The 679-nt window shown below is 43.7% G+C and carries 1 protein-coding gene; it reads left to right on the top strand.

The annotated features are described in order from the left end of the window. On the top strand, positions 1-679 hold a 679-nt coding region (locus ACP5H1_RS08530; protein WP_427974101.1), incomplete at both ends, for a glycosyltransferase family A protein.

The following is a 679-nucleotide window of genomic DNA, read 5'->3' as shown; positions in this document are numbered from 1 at the left end:
AAACAGTACCTTCCTTACGCTCTACGCAGCCTTGAGTCTCAGAGCCTTTCTAAGGACAGATTTGAGGTTATTGTTGTGAAGAACTTTGAGGACCCCACAAGCGACGAGATAATTAGGAGGAACGGCTGGAAGAACATAGTCACTGACGTCGTGCCCCTCGGAGGGAAGATAGCAATTGGTTTAGAGGAGGTCAGGGGCGAAGTGGTGACGTTCCTAGAGGACGACGACATGTACAGGGAGGACAGGCTCGAGAAAGTGTACACTACTTTTAAATCTATTCCTGACGTTGTTTATTTCTACAACTCGCAAAAGTTTATTGATGAACGAGGGAACATCCTATATAATCAACAGGAGCCCTCTGCTGCAGAAAAGCTTTATTTAGTAAAGTCTAAAGCTCTTCTAAAAGTCGACCAAAGACTTGGCTTATGCCTTTTTGAAGAGCCCTCTCTTATCAAGGTGATTGGGCTTCATGATTTTAACAACAGCTCCATGGCTATCAGAAAAGCCTTGCTAGAGAATTACAAGGAGAGCCTAAGATCACTTAAAATAGCTCTTGACGGCTTTATAGCCTCGGTAGCTAACAACTCTGAGGGCCTGCTTGCTATATATACGGGGCAACTAACCTACTATAGGCTTCATCAAAATAATACATCGTCTTTCGTCCAAGTATGGAAGAAAC

Source organism: Acidilobus sp., from assembly GCF_049973875.1.
Taxonomy (GTDB): Archaea; Thermoproteota; Thermoprotei_A; order Sulfolobales; family Acidilobaceae; genus Acidilobus.
The sequence above is the reverse complement of the archived record's forward strand: the minus strand, read 5'-3'. Positions and strand labels throughout refer to the sequence as shown.